This is a genomic window from Glaciimonas sp. OK215 (assembly GCF_057787885.1).
The window spans coordinates 2083755-2103343 of the sequence record NZ_CM173544.1 but is presented as its reverse complement, the minus strand read 5'-3'; the positions used below and the strand labels follow the sequence as shown (position 1 = coordinate 2103343).

Here is a 19589-nt window from a genome sequence, read left to right as displayed (position 1 = left end):
CTGACCGATAAACGCTTGGCGTATTGCAGGTAGTCAGGGATCTCCGGCATTACAGATTTCTCCTCACGCTCACTTCACCGTCCATTTCGGATTCGGGCTTTCGCCAAACATTTCAGGTGCGTACATCGCTTCAACCCGCGTTGGCGGCAAATTGAATTCGCCCGGATTGTTGATGCGGAAGGTATAAGTCATTGTAAATTTTCCTTTCGGCACGTATTCGTAATAACTACGGAACGCCTCAAAACTGCGCTCTTCATACGCCACCCAGGCACTGCCGCTCGGCCGTTCGGAGGCGGTCGCAATCGCCGAATCACGCCCGAGCCCGGAGCCGAGCAAGGTCGCGCCGGCCGGGATCGGATCGGTGACCACCACCCATGTCATGTCGGTCTGCGCATCGACCTCCAGATCGACCCGAAGAATATCGCCGCGGGTGTACCTGCCCTTTTCCTTTTGCTCGACCGGAACGATGGTTTTATGGATCCGATAACCGCTCGAGAACGGCTTCTTCAACACTACCGCGGCCAGACTTTGGACGGTGACCCATGGCGTGCCGCTGCCTGCGTGATTCAGCTTGATCTGTGCCGATGCAGCCGCAGCCGGCCACGGCAATTGCAGCTTGCCGCCGCCGGTCGCGGGCCAACTGAAGCTTTGGCTGCTCGTCGCGCTGGCGCCCTGCTCCAGCGCAACCTTGGTAACGCCGGTAACTTTTTCGGACTCGAATTTCTGCGCGAATTTTTGTAGCGCCAATGCACCCCATAGATTCGCCGTCGTGGTTGCCCAATGACCGCGCGACTGCCGCTGAATGGCACCGTTGATCAATTTCGGCATGTCATCTTTCCAGGCCGGGTTATCGAGCATGGTCAGCACCAGCCGCGTTGCATTCACATCGCCGCCAGTCATCAGCCACCACCAGTAATCGTTGCTCTCGGTCGAGAAGCCCATGCGCGTGCCCTGATAGTTCAACCGCGTACGGAGTATCTGATCGGCTTCGGCAAGACGTTTTGCGCGCTCGGGAATACTCGATACGCGTTGCAAAATATTGATCCAGTCCAGAACCGCCGAGGTCGGCCACAGATTTGGCGACAGCTGGATTGAGTCCAACATCGCCGGCCGCACGCGCTCATAACGCGACAGCGCTTCCAGCGCAGCCAGCTTGCGCACGTCCAGGTCTTTTTGCGGCGACCAGAAATCGCGGGTGATTTTGCCTTCGACAAAAGCGGCCAAGCCGTCCAGCATCCTGGCGCGGCTTTGCTGCGGAATCACAAAGCCGGATTCCTGCGTGACCGCCAGCAAATAGGCCGTCAAGGTATCGCTGCCGCGCCGCGCGTTGCTTTCATTCGGCGGATAGTAATACGCCAGGCCATCGCTATCCAGATACGTCGGCAAATCGTTCAACACCTTTTGCCACAACGCGTCGTCGCGCAAACCAATCGCGCGCGAGGCCTTTTGCTCCAGGCAGGAGAACGGATATTCAGTAAAGTAGCGCCGCAGCCCCTCGTTGCTGCCGGCCAGCGACGGCGCCAACGATACCGCCAAACCGCCGCGCCCCGGCAAGCCGTCAGCAGGCTGCGAGACCTGCATGGTGAACGGCTTATCCAGCTGGAACAAGGTGGCCTGCTGTACCGTCACCGGCACCGCTGGCAGCACTCGCTGCGTGAACTTGATGCTGTCCCTGACCTTGGGCCCGCCTTGTTCCTGCGCGCTGATTTCCCATACCAGTTGCCTGGCATCCGGCGGCACCGTTGCCGGCCAGATCAGCTCACGCGACGCGCCGGCCGGGATGCTCAGATCCTTGGCGGGCAATGCCGCTGTTGCGGTCGCAGATAAGCCACTCGCCTGTGCAGTCGCATTGACTTGCATGGCGCGCGTGGTGGTATTCCGCACGGTCACCATTGCACTGAAATCGTCACCTTCGCGCACCAGCGGCGGCAAACCGGAAATCAATTGCAGATCCTGGGTCGAACGTATGCTGACCGAACCGGTGCCGAACAGGCTGTCGCCGCTTTGCGCCACCGCGACTATCTTGAAACTGGACAGTGCATCATTCAATGGCACATCAACCTGAGCCCGGCCACTGGCGTCCAGCACGACCACCGGTTTCCACAGAAGCAAGGTATCGAACAATTCACGCGTCGGCGATTTACCGCCGCCACCGCCGGCAGGAAGCGCCTTGCGACCGTAATGGCGCTTGCCGACCACCTGCATTTGCGCGGTCGAGGTTTCCACACCATAACTGCGGCGCTGTAGCATCGCTTCCAGCAAATTCCAGCTGTTGTTGGGTTCCAGTTCCAGCAGAGCCTCATCGACGGCCGCCAGGGCAATTTCAGCACCGGCCGCCGGCTTGCCGTTCGGCAGATTGACCTGAATATTCACCTTGGCAGTGGTACGGATGGCGTAGCTGGGCTGATCCGCCTTGACGGTCACCGCCAACCGGTTGGCGGCAGTCCCGACCATGATTTCGGCGATACCGAATTTGTAGGCGGGCTTGGCCAGATCGACCGTCGCGCCTGGCGCTTGATATTCCTTGAACTCGCTCCACCAGTTCAACGGCTCTTTCCAGCCCCAGATAAAGAATGAATACCACGGCACATCGCGCATGCGGCCGCGTACTGCCAGCACCGAGACGTAGACATTCGGGCCGTAAGCGGCTTTGACCGGCAGACTGAAAGTCGGATCCTGTCCATTCAGTTGCAGCACCTGGGTTTCTATCACGCCTTCGCGCTCAAGCGCGATCAGGGCGGTGGCATAGCGGAATGGCATGCGCACCTGGAACCTGGCTGTTTCGCCCGGTTGATAGCTCTTTTTCTCTGGCAGGATGTCGATGCGATCCTGATTTTCGCCGTCGAACCATAGCTCGCCCTGTTTAGTCACCCATACCGAACTGGTGGCCAGCGCGACCTTGCCGCTGCCATCCCGGCCTTTGGCGCTGAGTTCAACGTTACCCGCCTCCGACAATTCCACGGTACAGATCAGCAAGCCACGTGTGTCGGTTTTGCCGGCGCAAAGCGGGCCCAGATCAGTTGCCGTGCTGGTGTTCTCATACGCGTAGAAACCGCCCACCATGCGCTTGCGATGGGAGTTGGTTTGCTTCGCCGAGCCGCTGATTTCAATCGGCACACCGACTTGCGGCTGACCTGCGGGATTCAGGGCGACGGCTGTCAAGGTCAGCTTTTTCTTGACCGAGACCCACTCTCCGGCTTTCAAACCGACGACAACCGCCGCCGGCCACACCGGGGTGACGCTCGATACCGTCTGAATTTCGCCGTTCGGATCGGCGTAGGTCATTTCCGTCAACAATTCTTGCGGCGCAGTAATCGCGGGCAGTTCCTTCACTACCGTTTTGCCAGCGCCGTTCTGATCCAGCGTCAGCGGCAATTTGTCGGCAACGATTTTTTGATCGTCGGCGTTGCTGTCGCCATCCTTGCGCGCCGCCGAAAAGGAATAGCCGTCATACCCTGCGAAACCGATTGCCTTGCCGCGCAACAGACTGCTGATGTGCACCGACTGGCCGGAAGCGCCGCCACCGTTCAGATAATTCAGTTGCACATCAAACGGAACCTCGGTTGGTGCGATCAACATCTTCGGTGGTGTAATCCGCCCCTGCAGCAGCGGCAAACGGAATTCCTCCACGCGGAAACTGCCGGTGCCATAGCTGCGCTGCGCTTCGCCGTAGCCTTCTCGATCGCCCTCCTCGCCGTTATTGTTGACGACGCTCTTTACAGTGCCGCTATCCAGCACCACTTCATAGCGCCCGAGCTTGGCCTCGCGCGGAATCGCAAAGACGGTTTCGGCATTTTTCCGTCCGCGCCAGGTCAGGGGAAATTGATATTCCTGACCGCTGCCCTGATGCGTGATGCGTACCCGCGTCGGCAACTGGTCTTGCGCCAGCAAGCCGAAACCCTGTAGCGTTTCAGTGCGCATCACATGCTTCATCGACACAGTTTCACCGGCACGGAACAGCGTCCGGTCGAACACCGTGTGGACGCGTACCGTGGCCGACTTGTCGTTGTCCAGCGGCAGATTGAAACGCCAGGATTCAATCCCGTTATTCCACGAGGTCAGTGCAAAGGCCATGTCGGCACGCCCTTTTTCATCCGTCTTGCGGGCGCTGACAAACAAGCCGTCGATTTGACCCGGCTCACCATTTCCGCCGCTGCGGCAGCCATCTTCCGGAAACTCCGGCACCATGGCGATGCCCAGCTTATTGGTTTTACCGCGCCAGAGTTCGGTGCCGCGGCAATCGGAGATCCGTACCTCCGCATCGCTCACCGGTTTGGCGTTATCCAGCGTGGTCACCCACACCGCACCATTTTGACGGCCGATCTTGACGTGTACCGACAAGTTGGTGACCAGCGCGCTGGTGCGCACATACATTGCAGCGGCTTTGCCCAGCAAGGCTGCGCCCAGCTTTTTCGACGCCAGTTCGACCACATAAAATCCCGGATCCTTGAGCGGAATTCCGATCACTTCAAACGGCCGCACACCATTTTTGGACTCCGGCGACGGCGGCAGCGTCAATGTTTTAGCGCCGGGTTGTGTTGCCAGCAAGCCGATGCTCCGCGTTTCGACCGATTTCTTGCCTATGGTGATACTGGTTTCGTGATAGCGGTTGAGCCTGGCCAACCAGGCAATGATGCTCTGATCGTCGCTGACTTTCAGATTGCTCACGTTGCCCGGATTGACTTTGCCATCCGCGCTGCGTGCGAGCATATTGGTCTCGACGCTGCGCAACGCGACCGGCAGCGTAGCGTCGGCGTTGAGTTCAATGATGCCAAACGGCGCGGAGGGAAATTTTGCCAGCGGCGGATAATCCGCCATCCGGACCTTCATCGGAAACGCATTCGCATTCGACAACGCTCGGCCGCTCTCATCCTGGAAGCCGTTCGGCAATGCGATGGTCAGTTCCGATCTTTCCGCAAAAGGTGGTTTGAAGGTCAGTTGGGTGACGCTTTCTGCGGTATCGGTTTTTTCAAAAAACGGCTTCAACTTGCCGCTGGACCCGCTCAGCGTCACGCCTTCGGACAGCTTGCGCGTGACCGGCGAGGTTAACAGTACGCGCAACGGCAAAATCGGTGCGCAGGCAGCGTTGGCGTTCTCGCGCTCGCAGCTAATACTGGCGGTGAACGTCGGACGCACCTTGAATTTGAATACCTGCGGCTGGCTAGTGGCGATCCCTGATGGCGTGATCACACCTTTGTCCCAGGTTAGCCGGACCGCGCCAGCGTTAGGCAAACGTTGCTGGCATTGCACGGTACTGACGCGTTCGGGGTTGATCTTTTCGGCGAAATGCGCCAGTAGCTCCTTGCGTACCGCGCCGCCGATGAGCTTGACCGGAATCCTCTCATGCACGCCTTCGGCTTCGCAATACACATGTTTGAGTATGCTATCGCTGGTGGCGGCACCGTTTTGCACCAGAATGAAGACCTGTTCCTCGTCGATAGCCTGCCAGGATGGAATAGTGTTGATGATGGCCGGACCGCCGGTATTGAATTCAAAGACCGCTTTGCCCGTCACTGCGGCACCGGACAACAATTTGAATGCCGGCTTCAGCGCAAAAGTGCAGCGCGTGCCCGGCGCCACGTCGCGCACAAAATCATAGATCCAGTTGCGCTCATCGGCCCAGCGTCCGCTACCTGCCTCCTTGCAATTGATGTCGAATGGCATCAGCGCCTTCGGATCGCCAAACTTGACCGCTGCTTCAGAGAAATTCACCCGCACCTGACGCACTTGGGTGATTTCTCCCTGCGGAGAAAAACTATTGATTTTGGCTGCGGGGGCTGCCTGCGCGATTTGACCGGATAGCAATGATATTGCCAGTGCAAACCCAAGGGCATTGCGAGCGCCAGCGGCGGTGCCAAGGAACTTGAAGACGAAAAAAAGCAGCCCCGGAAATGTTCTGGTGCTGCTTCTCGGTTCTTTTAGCTCTTTCGCTTGCTGCATAGGTATCCTTGGGCAAATATGAAATCTGACCTTGCGAGGATACCGTATTTCCATGCTGCTATAGTTGCTCCCCGGCAATTTTTATCAATGGCAGCAGAGCCGATCAACCGGCATGGGATCTTCCAGTTACTGCAAATTCTCCAGTAATGCCGGACCGAATACTTCCTGTCTTATCTGGTTGGCTGCGATCCCTCTATCCAGCAGGGCCTGACGCTGCACACGCATGAACGGACCAGGACCGCACAAAAAGTAGTCCCCATTTGCCGGTAACAGCGCCTCATCCAACTGGTCCAGTTGCAAATAACCGGTCTGGTCAAAATCATTTGCCGCGCGATCTTCTGCGGATGGCGCTGCGTACGCAAAATGCGTAGCCAGGACCGTCTTCTGTTCCGGCAATCCCTGCAATGCCTGCAGTTCTGCCTTCAGCGGATGATGATGTCCATCCAGCGTCGCATACAAAAAATTCACCCGACGCGCGGGACTCTGCCGCAAACTGTCATGCAACATGCTCATCATGGGCGTGACGCCAACTCCGGCACTGATAAGTACCAACGGTGCGCTCGACTTTTGATCCATGACAAAGTCACCGCAAGGTGGACTGACCCATAATTTGTCGCCGACATGCACCTTCGCGTGCAGCAGATTCGATACCATCCCGGCGGGGCTACCCTGCTCGTCTTCGCGTTTAACGCTGATGCGCCAGTGCGTTTGATCCGGCGCATCAGACAGGCTGTACTGGCGCAATTGCTGCAAGTCCAACTCCTCCACTGTCGTCGCCACGCTGATGTACTGGCCGGGCTGGAACGCTGGCAACGGCAGACCGTCGGCGGACTCCAGGTAGAAAGAGGTGACCGTTTCGCTTTCTTTTTGCTTGCGGGTGACGACCACCTCACGCTGTTGACCTGGTTCAATCCGGTGCGATTGATACTGCTTTTTTTCTTCGGCAATCAGCGCATCGGCCAATATCCCGTAAGCCTCAGCCCAGGCCGCGATCAGTTCCGGCGTAGCAGCGTCACCGAGTATGTCGCTAATGGCGGCGAGCAAATTATGGCCAACGATGGGATAGTGCTCCGCACGAATCCCGAGACTGACATGTTTCTGAACAATGCGGCTGATCACAGGCGCCAGCGCATCCGCATTGTCGATGTTGGCCGCATAAGCAAACAATGCACTGGCCAAGGCTTGCTGTTGACTGCCGTTTTGCTGATTCCCCATATTGAAAATATTCTTCAGCTCAGGATGCGCTGCAAACAGGCGTTCATAAAAACGGCTGGAAATGGCGACGCCATGTTCACGCAACACAGGAACAGAGGCATCAATGTAAGGACGGGCGCTGGCGGAAATCATAAACACTCCTATTGTGATATTTTAAATACTACAATTAAAACTAAAAAAAACGCTCTGTGCGTTGCCCATGGCTAGCAATTCACCGCTTAGTGCGCCACCGATGGCTGAAAATGCATCCGCGCAATGACGCCAGCCGTTTGCGGCTGCACCAGTTCGGCCAGACTGTAGCGATTCATACCGGCATAAAACTCGCGCTGACCAATATCCAGAACGCGCTTCAAATAACAATTCCCTCTCAGCACACAGGGCGGCTGATTGCAATCGACAAGCTCAGTATGACCTTCCATTGCACTCAGGATATCGCCCAAATGCAAGGTCTCAGGCGCTTGCGCCATGCGCACACCGCCGTTGCGTCCTGGCGTCGCACTTACCCAGCCCTGCTTGACCATGCGATTCACCACTTTGTTCAAGTGATTCTTCGGGATGTCAAAACGTTGCGCCAGTTCGCCAACGGTCACAATGCCCTGCTCCGGCGTTGCTGCCAGATACATCAGAACACGCAGCCCGAAATCGGTGAATTTGGTAAGTTGCATTGCACTCAGTTTATTAGGGTACGGCCGGAAGAATCCGCGATGAACACATGATACATTTGATGCATATAAAATGCAACAATAAGAAATTTCGAAAATATCACCAGCGCCTTGTTGACCTTGTTATTCACACGCGCATAAAAAAGCCGACCCCAGGATCGGCTTTCTAAAAATCGGAATCGGCTTGCAAGCCGATGCCAGATCAGATCTCTTCGTACAGCGGCAGTGTCAGGAACTCTGCGAAAGAAGCCGAGGTCGACATTTCTTCAAATATCTTGGCGGCGCGGTCATAAGTTGCGCCGTTGCCGACCAGTTCCTTGACCTTGGCCAGCTCTTCGGGAATCATCGCGACCACCATCTCGGCGGTTACCTTCTTGCCATTATCGAGCACGCCTTTGGTCGAACGTATCCATTGCCAGACTTGCGCGCGGCTGATTTCGGCGGTGGCGGCATCTTCCATCAGGTTATGAATAGGCACGCAACCGTTGCCGGCCAGCCAGGCGCCCAGGTAATGTATGCCGACGTTGATGTTGTAACGCAGACCGGCTTCGGTGATCGGCGCTTCCGGTTTGAAGTCGAGCAGTTCTGCCGCGCTGACATTGACGTCGTCGCGTTGTTTGCTGATCTGGTTCGGCTTGTCGCCCAATACTTTCGTGAACTCGGTCATCGCCAGCTCGACCAGACCCGGATGCGCAACCCAACCGCCATCGTAGCCATCAGTTGCATCACGTGCCTTGTCGGTACGAACGCCGCCCATGGCGATGTCGTTCTTTTCCGGATCGTTCTTGATCGGGATCAGTGCTGCCATGCCGCCAATTGCCGGTGCATTGCGCTTGTGGCAGGTCTTCAGCAACAGCAACGCGTAAGAACGCATGAACGGTGCCGTCATCGTCACCTTGGCGCGATCGGCCAGGCAGAAGTCCTTGTCCAGCTTGAACTTCTTGATGCACGAGAAGATGTAATCCCAGCGACCAGCATTCAGGCCAGCGCTGTGTTCACGGAGTTCGTACAGGATTTCATCCATTTCGAAGGCTGCCAGAATGGTCTCGATCAGCACGGTGGCCTTGATCGTGCCTTGTGGCAGACCCAGTTCATTCTGGGTCATGACGAAGATGTCATTCCACAGACGCGCTTCCAGATGCGACTCCATCTTCGGCAGATAGAAATACGGACCGGCACCGCGCGCCAGCTGTTCTTTGGCATTGTGAAACATGAACAGCGCAAAATCAAAAATACCACCGGAGACACGCTTGCCATCGACCAGCACGTGCTTTTCATCCAGATGCCAGCCGCGTGGACGCACCACCAGTGTCGCCACTTTGTCGTTGAGCTTATAGGATTTGCCGTTCTGTTCCAGCGAGATAGTCTTGCGAATCGCGTCGCGCAGATTGATCTGGCCGGTGATCTGGTTATCCCAGACCGGCGAGTTCGAATCTTCGAAGTCAGTCATGTAGCTGTCGGCGCCGGAGTTGAAGGCGTTGATCACCATCTTGCGCTCGACCGGGCCGGTAATTTCAACGCGACGACATTCCAGCGCCTGAGGAATTGGTGCGATCTTCCAGTCGCCGTTACGGATATGCGCAGTTTCCGGCAAAAAGTCCGGGCGCTCCCCCGCATCCAGGCGCTTGGCGCGCTCAACGCGGACCGCCAGCAATTCCTGACGACGCGCTTCGAATGCGCGGCTCAGCTTGGCGACCAGCGCTAGCGCATCCGGCGTCAGGATTTCTTCGTAACCAGCTTGAATCGCGCCGTGGATTTCCATTCCTGCTGGCAGTGTCAGTTGTGTCATGCATTGCTCCTGTTGTTCGACATTTTCATTTCGGGTTTTCAAATATTCTTTTGGCCAAACCGTTTCTGCAAGTGTCCTGCAAATGCAGTATTGTGCACCGCTACATTAGGCAATGCACCATATTCACTATGCTAAATTCAGAATGGCATTATCTGTTTTTTACGTTATAGATTATATTTAAACTAAATCATCATAGGTTAGACGATTTATCATATGATCTATGCGTTTTAGTCACAAGTGATCACTTCTTGTAAGCCTTGTGTCAAAAATTGCGTCAGCAACTGACATTCGGTGTCTTCGACAGCAATCGAAAGCGGATCAACGATGGACCAATTCAAGCAAATTTCAACCTTTGTGGAAGTCGCTGCCAAAGGCAGCCTCTCCGCCGCTGCCCGCGCCGAGGGGATTGCGCCCGCCATGATCGGGCGCCGCCTGGATGCACTGGAAGAGCGGCTCGGCGTCAAACTGCTACAACGCACCACCCGCAAGATCGCACTCACCAACGAAGGCGACGCTTTTCTGGAGGATTGCCAGCGCATTCTTTCCGATCTGGAAGACGCCGAATCGGCAGTCTCCGAACGCAGTGTGCACGCCAGTGGCCATTTGCTGATTTCCGCACCGGCAGGCTTTGGCCGTCAACACGTCGCGCCATTGATGCCATCTTTTTTGGCCGAGCATCGCGATGTCACGCTCACCCTGAATTTGAATGACCGCGTGGTTGACCTGATTGGCGAAGGCATCGACGTCGCCATACGGATCGCCTCACTATCCGATTCAACACTGATCGGCACCAAACTGGCCGACAACAAGCGCATTGTGGTGGCATCGCCCGCCTACATCAAACGCCATGGCAAGCCGCAGTCACTGGACGACCTGGCCATACACAATTGCCTCGCCATGAGTAGCGACGGCAGCCAGCGTGGCTGGACTTTTCGTCAAAACGGCAAAGTCGTGACGCTCAAAGTCGCCGGCAACCTGTTCTGCAACGATGGCCAGGTGCTGCATGACTGGGCAATCAATGGCAAAGGATTGGCATGGCGTTCCATGTGGGAGGTCGGCACTGAAATCGAGTCAGGCCAACTGGTCACGGTGCTGGACGAATTTGCAGCGCCCGGCAATGACATCTATGCAGTATTTGCGCAACGACGGCATTTGCCGCTACGGATACGGGCATTTGTTGACTTTCTGCGTCATGCGTATGCGCAACCAAATTATTGGCGTAAGGGCTAACATTTCCAACCGATACGGCCCACGAACCAGTCGACTGTAGTAGAATTTCGCCTTGTGGTACCAAGTAGCTGGTACCACGCCCTCCAAAGGGGAGTAGCTCCTAGGCGTTGAAGGCCAGACCCGATCTGCGGCTTCAACGTTTTGCAAGGTAGTCGTCATCACGGAACAAGCACAACGCTTGGCCCCGGTTACCTTGGCAGATCAGCTGATCTGTTGAGCAAGACCTTTGTCAGCATGGATTCCATGCAGGCATTGTGTCGTGCGCTCTTCTCGCCAATCCTGTAGTCGTCCATGTTCGAGGTTAGCACCATCAGCTGCTTTCACTTACACGCATGTCGACGGAGATTTTATGGATTTTTCAAGTTTATTTGCGACGCTGGGCATGACCGATTGGGACGTGACCAAGTTTTTCGCCGCCCTGCTTTCAATCGTAGTCATTGATCTGGTACTCGCCGGCGATAACGCCATCGTGATCGCGATGGCGGCCCGCAGCCTGCCTGATCACTTACGCAAAAAGGCGATTATCTGGGGCACTTTGGGTGCTGTGGTCACGCGGGTGCTGATGACCATCGCCGTGGTCTGGCTGCTGAAAATCCCTGGCTTGTTGCTACTCGGTGGCCTTGCCCTGCTCTGGATTGCCTATCGGCTGCTGACCGAATCCGGTGGTCACGACAGCCATGGCGGCAAAATTACCGGCATGGCAGCGGCACTGAAAACCATCATCATTGCCGATACCGTCATGGGCATCGACAATGTACTGGCCGTCGCTGGCGCTGCGCATGGCAGCATTTTCCTGGTCATCACGGGCTTGTTGATTTCAGTACCTATCATGGTGTGGGGATCGACACTGGCATTGAAACTGATCGAAAAATTTCCGGTCACGATCTACGCCGGTGCAGCGATTCTGGTCTACACGGCAGTGCATATGATCACCAACGAACCATTGGTCGCTGCGTTCTGGAACAGCGCGCCCTGGCTGAGCTATATTGCTCACGTCGTTGGGATGGTGGTCGTGCTGGGTGGCGGGTGGATGGCGTCCAAAAACAACAAACCTGCCTGAACGCCAACCCGGACGACAGAACAAGCACCCGGACCGATCTCGCGCCTGAGGTCGGTCGGAAGCGCAATGTCGAGTTATGAAAATCAGTGCTGCCCACCACCTAAATAAGCCGCCTGCACCGCCGGATCATTCTTGAGTTTTTCGGCTGGGCCATGCACGGTAATCCGGCCGTTTTCCAAGACATAACCGTAGTCCGCAACATTCAGCGCCGCCGCGGCAAACTGCTCCACCAGCAACATCGTGATGCCCTGCTCCTTGAGACGCAAAATAATGCGGAACACCTCTTCCACCAGAATCGGCGCCAGCCCCATGGACGGCTCATCCAGCAAAATGACCTCCGGATTGAGCATTACCGCACGGGCCATCGCCAGCATCTGCTGCTCACCGCCGGACAAGGTGCCAGCCAGTTGCGACTGCCGCTCCTTCAAGCGCGGGAACAGCTCCATTGCCTTTTCCAGGTCGCGCTTGATATCGCCGCGCGGGCGCGCCTTGGTGAAACGCGGAAATGCTCCCAGCAGCAAATTATCGGTAACACTCATCGTCGCAAACACCCGCCGCCCCTCTGGCGAATGCGCCAGTCCGGCACGTGCAATCTTGTGCGAATCAAGCCCGGTGACGTCCTGACCAGCGAGCGTGATGGTGCCCATCCTGGGCTTGATCATGCCGGAAATGGCGCGCATGGTTGTGGTCTTGCCGGCACCATTGGAGCCGACCAAGGTCACCACTTTACCCTTGGGTACCTCTAGTGAAATGCCATGCAGTACTTCAACTTTGCCGTAGGCCGCGTGTAAATTGGAAATGGAAAGCATCTCAGGCCCTCGCTTCGCTGGAAATTGATGATGTGGCGTGGCTGGCAGCAGCCTCGGATTCGCCGACGCTACCGCCAAGATAGGCCTCGATCACCATAGGATCGGCTTGTATTGCGGCCGGTTTTCCCTCCGCGATTTTCTGGCCAAAGTCGAATACCGTCACGGTATCCGAAATCGTCATCACCACATCCATGTGATGCTCAATCAGAATAATCGTGATGCCGTGCTGCCGGATCTTCTGGATGATGGCGATCAATTCCGCAATATCCGGTGCCGTCAGACCTGCTGCTGGCTCGTCAAGCAACAACAGTTCCGGATTCAAGCCCAGTGCCCGGCCTATTTCCAGCAAACGCTGTTTGCCGTACGGCAGATTGCGCGCTTCCTCATTCGCCAGTTCGGACAAGCCGACAAATTGCAAAATACTGGCGGCCCGCACTCGTGCAGCCTGCTCTTCTTCCCGGTAACGGCGGGTGTCCAGCATCACGTCCAGCACGTTGCTACGGAAGGTATGGTGCAGACCGACCAGGACATTTTCCGTGGCCGTCATTTCGCCAAACAGCTGGACGTTCTGGAAAGTCCGGGCAACCCCGCCCAGCGCAATGGCAGACGGTGTCGAACCGGAGATCACCTTGCCATTGAATTCGACTGCGCCAGCGGTGGGTTTATAGATCCCGGTCAACACGTTCATCATGGTGCTTTTGCCGGAACCGTTAGGGCCAATCAGTCCATGGACTGAGCCTTTAACGATATCCAGATCAACCTGATTCAACGCTTTCAGGCCACCGAACTGCATCAGCAATTGCCTGGCACTGAGCAAATTGGCGCCGACTGCAAGACTGCCCGTACTGCCGGCCCAGGCGTTATCCGCCGCCGTGGCAGCGGTTAGCGCGACACTCCTACGCACAGCGACGCCCTTTTTAGCAAGCATGCCTCGCGCAAAGCCGACGATGCCATCCTGTAGGTAGTACACCACGAACAGTGTCATCAGCCCAAACACCGTCAAACGCCAGTCGGTAATATTCTCCAGCCGATAAGAGAAAACCGCCATGCCAATGGTAGCCAACACCGGCACCCCGACCTCGCGCGCGGTTTTGCGTTTTTTGAACAACAAGAAAGCGCCTGCTACCACCCCCACCACGGCGGCGACCGTGGCAATCTGACGGAACAGGTCAATGTCCGACAGCAAGCTCGGCAACATGACCACAATCAATGCGCCGATCAGCGACCCGGCGCGGCTTTTGCGACCGCCCATGATGACCGCCAGCAGGAACAGGATCGTCAACTCGAAGTTGTAGGTGTTCGGAGAAATATATTCTTCCGAATACGCATACAGGCTACCCGCCAGACCGGCCAGCGCAGCGCTGATCACGAATGCGTAGACCTTGTAGCGATACACCGACACGCCCATGCAATCGGAAGCAATCGGGCTGTCGCGCAGGGCCTGGAAAGCGCGTCCCAGATGCGACTTCAGAATCCGGTGTACCACCAGCAGCGACAACACCATCAGCACCGCCACCAGATAAAAATACTCGACCTCATCCAGCTTGTGGCCCAGGAACGAAGGTTTGCTCAACTTGATGCCCATGGGCCCTTCAGTCAGGAACGACATTTCATTGATCAGAATCCCGATGATGGTGCCGAATGCCAGCGTAACCATGGCCAAATAAGGCCCGGTAACCCGCAATGCCGGCAGTGCCAGAATCGCGCCAAACAATGCAGTGACCGCCAGACTGGCCGGCGCCGCCAGCAGAAATGGCCAGCCCAGCTTGAATACCAGCACGCCGGTGGTGTACGAACCGATACCGAACAGGCCGGCATGACCCAGCGAAACCTGACCGGTATACCCGACCACAATATCCAGACCGAACAACAAGATCGCGTAAATCAGAATGGTTTCAGCCAGATGGATGTAGTACGGATTATGAAATACCAGAGGAAAAACGCCCATCACCACGATCCCAAGCACGCCCAGTGCGAATGATTTTTTGTTCATATTCACACTTTCTTGATCGCAGTTTTACCGAACAAGCCGGCAGGTTTGACGGCAAGTACCAGCAGCAGCAATACCAGTCCCGGCACTTCCTTATAGCCGGTCGAGATATAAAAGCCGGTCAACGTCTCGGCAATTCCCAGAATCAGACCGCCAACCACTGCGCCCATGCCGGAGGTCAAGCCACCGATAATGGCCACCGCAAACGCTTTCAGTCCCAGTGCCGCCCCCATCGTCGCACCGGTCAAGGTCAAAGGCGCCACCAGCACGCCAGCGAAGGCTGCGGTCGCGGACGACAGCGCGTAAGAAAAAGTAATCACCATGCTGGTGTTGATCCCCATCAGCCCGGCTGCATCCCGATCATTGGAAGTGGCCACCACTGCTTTGCCATAAATCGATTTGCGGTTGAACAGCTCGACCGCCAGCATCATGGCCAGCGCGCCGAGTACCACCACCACTTGCATCGGTTGCACGTTGGCGCCAAACACCTGAAATGGCGTGGCAGTGAGCGGTGTCGGAAAAGTCAGGTCGTCTTTACCCCAAATATTTTCGGCGACGTTCTTGAAGATGATCGCCAGCGCGATGGTCGACATGATCCAGCCGAACTCGGACTTGATCTTGATCGCCGGCCGCACGCCTATCCATTCAACCAGCATGCCTTGCAACGCGCCAAACAAAATCACTAGCGGAATCATGAGCCAGTAATTTAAATACGGGCCGCCGTGAATATTGCCGACCAGACTGAGACCAACCAGCGCGCCCAGCATTAATGCCTCGCCCTGGCCAAAATTGAGTGTGCCGGAAGTGGCAAAGGTAAGTTGATAACCAAAAGCGATCACCGCGTAGATCATGCCTAGCGCGATGCCGCTGAAAACCAGCTGGAGAAGAATTTCCATGATATTTATCCAAGAAGCGACTATTAGCTGCCTTAGTGTGGCAAGAAAAAGGCCAGCCCCCGGATCGCAAGGGCTGGCCTGATCGTCAATAAGCGTTCACGCAACAAAGCAAATGAACGTCTCTTCGTAACGTCACTTGGCTAGCACGACACGGCCATCCTTGACCTCACCGATTACCACCATGTTTGGTTTGATGGCCTCGTGGTCATCGTGGGTGTAGGGCTTGCTGTAAGTGGCAATGACGCCGTCCAGAGGCTCTTTCAGGTTTTCCAGTGCTTCCCGCACCTTCGGACCATCGGTAGTGCCAGCCTGCTTGATCGCGGCAACCAGCAGATGGATCGAGTCGTAACCTTGCGCAGCGGAGACGGCGGAAGGCATGCGATCAGTCTTGTAGGCTTTTTGATAGGCCTGGATGAAGCTCTTGCGCACAGGGGTGTTGCCGTCCTGAATGAAGGTTTGCGGCATGCGCGCACCATTGCCGTTCTTGCCGGCGTTGTCGATAAAGTTACCCATCGACAGTGGCCAGCTGCCGACAATTGGCACCTTCCAGTTGAGCTTTTCCATACCATTCGCAATCTGCGCCAGCTCCGGACCGATACCGTAAGTCAGCACCGCTTGCGCACCGCCCTGCTTGGCCTTCAGCAGTTGTGCGGTCATGTCGACATCTTTCAGGTTGTACTTTTCTACGGCAACCGGCTTGATACCTTTGACGGCAAGCGCTTTCTCCAGATCTTCACGACCAAGCTGGCCATAATTGGTCGAGTCAGCCAGGATTGCCACCTTGGCGAACTTCCGGCGACCAACCGCTTCTTCAACTATCATGCCCGACTGAATGATGTCGTTCGCAGAAGTACGGAAAATATAATTATCCTTATTTTCCGGGCCGACGAATTGTTTGGTGATGACACTGCCCGTCGCAACGTTGTTCATCACGGGGATCTTGGCTTCCTGATAGAAGCGTTGCGATGCAAGTGCTACACCAGTGTTGATGAAGCCGACCGTGGCAACGACTTTTTCCTTGTTGATCAATTCTTGCGCGACCTGCACACCGCGCTCATTTTTAGCTTCATCATCACGCTCCACCAATTGCAACTGACGACCGAGTACGCCACCTTTGGCATTGATCTCAGCAACCGCCAGCTTGACTCCATCGCGCATGGAAACGCCCATCGGTGCAGAGCCGCCGGTAAACGGTCCAGTCACCCCTATCTTGATGGGCTCGGCGGCGATACCGGCGAGCGACCAGCTTAGCAATGCGGCCGCCACAAAGGCCTTGGTTTTATATGTCATGTCTTCCTCTTTCTCTTATTTATTATGTTAATCATCCTGAGCGTCTGGTATTTTTTAACTATCTTCCTCGACGCGACAAGGACTCGTGGCTAGCCACAAATCCCCCTAAGCAATACTGACCCTACATTTCCCTGAGCGGTTTGCCAAACTTCTTGTTGTAGTTTACTTCCAAAAACTTCCAAAAAGTATCAGACAGACGCAGCATTTCAGCCCACCCTTACAACTTCCTGACAACAGTATTATTTTTAAATAGCGCTACGTACTATCCGCAGGATCCGGCAGCCAGGAACAACGTATTTGAGATTTGCTTGTCTGAGCTGACTGCACCGGTGCCGCTCGTGACCCATCGTGGGCGATACGGTCGGCATACAAACCGAAGCGGGATGCTCAGGGAATGTACAGACGAAAAAAATCCCCGGCGAACCGGGGATTTTTTTATTAGACGCTTGCTTCAGCTATTAGATAGGCTGAATGTTCGAAGCTTGCTTACCCTTAGGGCCAGCAGTAACTTCGAAAGAAACACGTTGGTTTTCTTGCAACGACTTGAAGCCGTTCGATTGGATAGCGGAGAAATGTGCGAACAGATCTTCACCGCCTTCATCAGGAGTAATAAAACCAAAACCCTTTGAATCATTGAACCATTTAACAATACCAGTTGCCATTACATTTCCTATTTCAGTTAAGTTGGGCTTGCGCCCGTTAGATCGTTTAAAGCAAGAAAGGAATGACAGACCAATACTGCACCACTAGCTCGAATCTTAAACGATTCCGTATTATACCGGATAAATTATCGAAGCACACCAAAAAGAAAATAAGTGTTATTCGATCCGCAATGTTTAATGATTCGCGCTACAAAGTTTCCTGTTATTCAGCCAACTTCTTGCTCTGCCATCTTTATAACTGATAAATATGCCTGGTGGCAATTATTATCGTTTAAAACATGGCGAAATAACCAGAAAATACGTTGCAACGTACGTTTTCGCCGTTGCCTTCGCTTTGTCCGGGCGCATCTGAGTGCTCACGCTGACCGCATTATCAGGCCTCTAACTTGATAATCGGATTATTTTTCGGAATTTCCACGCCTGACCTGCGACGCCCAACACTACTCCAGAACCGCTCACTCGCCACACCAAAGACTGGTGAACCTGATTCGGATTGAAACGGTGCTGCCAAAACGTAAGGCGGCAACGTTGAAATCGCTATTTTCCGGCATGGCTTTCATCAAGAGTCGCCCCGCTGTTTTAGCTGCAATTTCACTTGACTTGTTCGCCGTGCTGCCAGGTGGTGCGACTGCTTTACTACCGATTTTTGCCCGCGACATATTGTCCACCGGCCCATTTGGCCTTGGTCTGCAGCATTCCGCACCTGCCGTCGGCGCGTTGTCCGTCGCGCTTTACCTGGCGCGCCGCCCACTCACCAAAGCAGCGATTGCTGGTTGCCGCTATACTCCGAGCCCGGCAAATAGCCGCAATGACGCCCGTTGAATCAACACACGTTACCGATTGCCGTAATCAAACAGCGACCAAAAAAGTAAAAATTTCAACCCGTTTATATCCGTGCATGGCGATATTTTTACCGAGAGCCATCGCGACAAAGGAACCCACAATGCAATACCGTGAGCTTGGGCATAGCAATCTCAAAGTCAGCCAGATCACCCTCGGCACTATGACCTGGGGGGAACAAAACACAGAAGCGGAAGCGCATGCGCAGATTGATATGGCGCTGGCGCATGGAGTAAATTTGATCGATGCCGCCGAAATGTATCCGGTGCCACCGCGCCCGGAAACACAGGGGCTGACCGAACAGTATCTCGGTAGCTGGCTCAAGAAATCCGGCAAACGAGATCAGGTGCTGATTGCAACCAAAGCTACCGGCCCGGCACGCAAGCCACACAACCCTCGCCACATCCGCGGTGGCATCAATAATTTTGATCGCAAGGGTTTGACGGAAGCATTGAACGACAGCCTGGACCGACTGCAAACTGATTATGTCGATCTGTATCAATTGCACTGGCCGGACCGTAGCGTGAATAGTTTTGGCAACTTGAATTACTCGCATATTCCGGATGAAGACACCGTGCCTATCGAAGAAACATTGACGATACTCGCGGACTTTATCAAGGCGGGAAAAGTACGTCACATCGGCATTTCCAATGAAACACCGTGGGGACTCGCGCAATTTATTCGCGCCACTGAAAAATTCGATGTGCCGCGCATTGTGACGATTCAAAACCCCTACAATTTGCTTAACCGGATTTTTGAAATCGGCCATTCCGAATTTTCTTACCGCGAACGCGTTGGTTTGCTGGCCTATTCGCCACTGGCTTTTGGCGTGCTATCCGGGAAATATCTGAATGGCGTGCGCCCTGCCGGTGGACGTTTGACATTGTTTGAACGCTTCATCCGCTACACCAATCCGCAAGTGGAAAGCGTCGCAGGTGAATATGTTGCACTGGCAAAAAAGCACAACCTGGATCCGGCACAAATGGCCCTGGCTTTCGTCAATGGTCGTGGTTTCGTCACCAGCAACATCATCGGTGCGACTACCCTCGCGCAATTGCGGAGCAATCTCGACAGTATCAACATCACGTTGAGTGATGAAGTTCTACACGAGATTGATGCGATACACGCACGTCAGCCGAATCCGGCGCCATAGTTCAGGCGCATAGCGTATTGAGGTCAGCATTTTTCCGTCCTCAATACCTGGCT

Annotated in this window: 12 protein-coding genes and 1 pseudogene; 4 read left to right on the top strand and 9 right to left on the bottom strand. The window is 55.2% G+C overall.

Features of this window, described 5'->3' with window-relative positions:
• Positions 1-69 precede the first annotated feature (69 nt).
• From AC3CHX_RS09470 to aceB, 4 genes are all read right to left on the bottom strand, one after another.
• Positions 70-5940 carry an alpha-2-macroglobulin family protein gene (locus AC3CHX_RS09470; protein WP_488643778.1) on the bottom strand — a complete coding sequence of 1957 codons (5871 nt, stop codon included), beginning with the start codon at positions 5938-5940 and terminating at the stop codon, positions 70-72.
• A gap of 126 nt (positions 5941-6066) precedes the next feature.
• Positions 6067-7287, bottom strand: coding sequence for an NO-inducible flavohemoprotein (gene hmpA, locus AC3CHX_RS09465; RefSeq protein ID WP_488643777.1), 1221 nt, complete (start codon positions 7285-7287; stop codon positions 6067-6069).
• An 86-nt stretch (positions 7288-7373) separates the two neighbouring features.
• A complete protein-coding gene (locus AC3CHX_RS09460; protein WP_488643776.1) occupies positions 7374-7820 on the bottom strand; it encodes an RrF2 family transcriptional regulator in 447 nt (148 codons plus the stop codon).
• A gap of 199 nt (positions 7821-8019) precedes the next feature.
• Entirely contained in the window at positions 8020-9606 is a 1587-nt protein-coding gene (gene aceB / locus AC3CHX_RS09455; RefSeq protein ID WP_488643775.1) for a malate synthase A, read from the bottom strand.
• A gap of 324 nt (positions 9607-9930) precedes the next feature.
• Between aceB and AC3CHX_RS09450 the strand changes: the two genes are divergently transcribed.
• Together AC3CHX_RS09450 and AC3CHX_RS09445 are read left to right on the top strand one after the other, a co-directional pair.
• The gene (locus AC3CHX_RS09450) at positions 9931-10836 is read left to right on the top strand and encodes a LysR family transcriptional regulator (protein ID WP_488643774.1); all 906 of its coding nucleotides are present in this window, start codon (positions 9931-9933) and stop codon (positions 10834-10836) included.
• Positions 10837-11185: 349 nt separating this feature from the next.
• Positions 11186-11896, top strand: a complete 711-nt coding sequence (locus AC3CHX_RS09445; RefSeq protein WP_488643773.1) for a TerC family protein — start codon at positions 11186-11188, stop codon at positions 11894-11896.
• 83 nt (positions 11897-11979) lie between these two features.
• Here AC3CHX_RS09445 and AC3CHX_RS09440 read toward each other — a convergent pair whose 3' ends face one another.
• From AC3CHX_RS09440 to AC3CHX_RS09420, 5 genes are all read right to left on the bottom strand, one after another.
• Positions 11980-12705: an ABC transporter ATP-binding protein gene (locus AC3CHX_RS09440; protein WP_488643772.1), complete on the bottom strand. Its 726-nt coding sequence runs from the start codon at positions 12703-12705 to the stop codon at positions 11980-11982.
• Position 12706: 1 nt separating this feature from the next.
• Positions 12707-14698: a branched-chain amino acid ABC transporter ATP-binding protein/permease gene (locus AC3CHX_RS09435; protein ID WP_488643771.1), complete on the bottom strand. Its 1992-nt coding sequence runs from the start codon at positions 14696-14698 to the stop codon at positions 12707-12709.
• A 2-nt stretch (positions 14699-14700) separates the two neighbouring features.
• Positions 14701-15591: a branched-chain amino acid ABC transporter permease gene (locus AC3CHX_RS09430; RefSeq protein ID WP_488643770.1), complete on the bottom strand. Its 891-nt coding sequence runs from the start codon at positions 15589-15591 to the stop codon at positions 14701-14703.
• Positions 15592-15723: 132 nt separating this feature from the next.
• Complete coding sequence (locus AC3CHX_RS09425; RefSeq protein ID WP_488643769.1) at positions 15724-16881, bottom strand: ABC transporter substrate-binding protein; 1158 nt, start codon at positions 16879-16881, stop codon at positions 15724-15726.
• A 458-nt stretch (positions 16882-17339) separates the two neighbouring features.
• Positions 17340-17543, bottom strand: a complete 204-nt coding sequence (locus AC3CHX_RS09420) for a cold-shock protein (protein WP_010398811.1) — start codon at positions 17541-17543, stop codon at positions 17340-17342.
• A gap of 474 nt (positions 17544-18017) precedes the next feature.
• Between AC3CHX_RS09420 and AC3CHX_RS09415 the strand changes: the two are divergent.
• Both AC3CHX_RS09415 and AC3CHX_RS09410 read left to right on the top strand, forming a co-directional pair.
• Positions 18018-18302, top strand: a pseudogene (locus AC3CHX_RS09415) (MFS transporter); the annotation flags it as partial.
• Positions 18303-18486: 184 nt separating this feature from the next.
• Positions 18487-19536, top strand: coding sequence for an NADP(H)-dependent aldo-keto reductase (locus AC3CHX_RS09410; RefSeq protein WP_488643768.1), 1050 nt, complete (start codon positions 18487-18489; stop codon positions 19534-19536).
• Positions 19537-19589: the final 53 nt, after the last annotated feature.

Bases quoted from the DNA above. Each gene is read 5' to 3' on its own strand.
- AC3CHX_RS09470 (WP_488643778.1), bottom strand. From the start codon at position 5,940: ATGCAGCAAGCGAAAGAGCTAAAAGAACCGAGAAGCAGCACCAGAACA.
- aceB (WP_488643775.1), bottom strand. From the start codon at position 9,606: ATGACACAACTGACACTGCCAGCAGGAATGGAAATCCACGGCGCGATT.
- AC3CHX_RS09435 (WP_488643771.1), bottom strand. From the start codon at position 14,698: ATGAACAAAAAATCATTCGCACTGGGCGTGCTTGGGATCGTGGTGATG.
- AC3CHX_RS09445 (WP_488643773.1), top strand. From the start codon at position 11,186: ATGGATTTTTCAAGTTTATTTGCGACGCTGGGCATGACCGATTGGGAC.
- AC3CHX_RS09430 (WP_488643770.1), bottom strand. From the start codon at position 15,591: ATGGAAATTCTTCTCCAGCTGGTTTTCAGCGGCATCGCGCTAGGCATG.
- AC3CHX_RS09450 (WP_488643774.1), top strand. From the start codon at position 9,931: ATGGACCAATTCAAGCAAATTTCAACCTTTGTGGAAGTCGCTGCCAAA.
- AC3CHX_RS09425 (WP_488643769.1), bottom strand. From the start codon at position 16,881: ATGACATATAAAACCAAGGCCTTTGTGGCGGCCGCATTGCTAAGCTGG.
- AC3CHX_RS09420 (WP_010398811.1), bottom strand. From the start codon at position 17,543: ATGGCAACTGGTATTGTTAAATGGTTCAATGATTCAAAGGGTTTTGGT.
- AC3CHX_RS09460 (WP_488643776.1), bottom strand. From the start codon at position 7,820: ATGCAACTTACCAAATTCACCGATTTCGGGCTGCGTGTTCTGATGTAT.
- hmpA (WP_488643777.1), bottom strand. From the start codon at position 7,287: ATGATTTCCGCCAGCGCCCGTCCTTACATTGATGCCTCTGTTCCTGTG.
- AC3CHX_RS09410 (WP_488643768.1), top strand. From the start codon at position 18,487: ATGCAATACCGTGAGCTTGGGCATAGCAATCTCAAAGTCAGCCAGATC.
- AC3CHX_RS09440 (WP_488643772.1), bottom strand. From the start codon at position 12,705: ATGCTTTCCATTTCCAATTTACACGCGGCCTACGGCAAAGTTGAAGTA.